Genomic DNA, 548 nt, shown 5'->3' with positions numbered 1-548 from the left:
GCCCGAATAGACATAGGGCTGATCCTCGCCGCCCGGACGGTGATCGGCTGATGGAGCGTCGGCTTGAACCGCCTTGCCGACCGCCAAAGACTCGCCGGTCAACAATGATTCATCGGCCTGAAGATCGTCCGCGCTGAGCAAGCGTCCATCGGCGGCGATGCGATCCCCCTGCTCCAGCACCAGCAGATCGCCGCACACCACCTCGCGCCCCGGAATGCGCAACCGCTCGCCCCCGCGAACGACCAGGGCGCTGGGTGCGGAGAGATCGCGCAGTGCCTCCAGCACCCGTTCAGTGCGGGTTTCCTGCACGACGGTGACGACCACCGAAAAACTGGCAAAGGCCAGCAGGATCAACGCCTCGGTCAAATCGCCCAGCAACAGGTAAGCCATGCCGCCTGCCAGCAGCAACGCGAACATCGGCTCCTGCACCACCTCAAACGCGATATGAAAGGTCGAGCGCCGCCCGGCGCGGGGCAAGGCATTGGGCCCGTCGCGCACCAGACGATCGACGGCTTCGGCAGGCGAGAGACCAGCGGGTCCGGGCGTCA

The 548-nt window shown here is 66.1% G+C and carries 1 protein-coding gene; it reads right to left on the bottom strand.

Translation table 11 applies throughout. From position 1 onward, the window contains the following. Window positions 1-548, bottom strand: a 548-nt coding sequence (locus AACY08_RS28400) for a P-type ATPase (RefSeq protein ID WP_339472423.1), incomplete at both ends; no start/stop codon positions are given.

Origin of the sequence: Pseudomonas sp. EL_65y_Pfl1_R83 (assembly GCF_963970695.1) — a bacterium.
Lineage (GTDB): Bacteria > Pseudomonadota > Gammaproteobacteria > Pseudomonadales > Pseudomonadaceae > Aquipseudomonas > Aquipseudomonas tritici.
The sequence above is the reverse complement of the archived record's forward strand: the minus strand, read 5'-3'. Positions and strand labels throughout refer to the sequence as shown.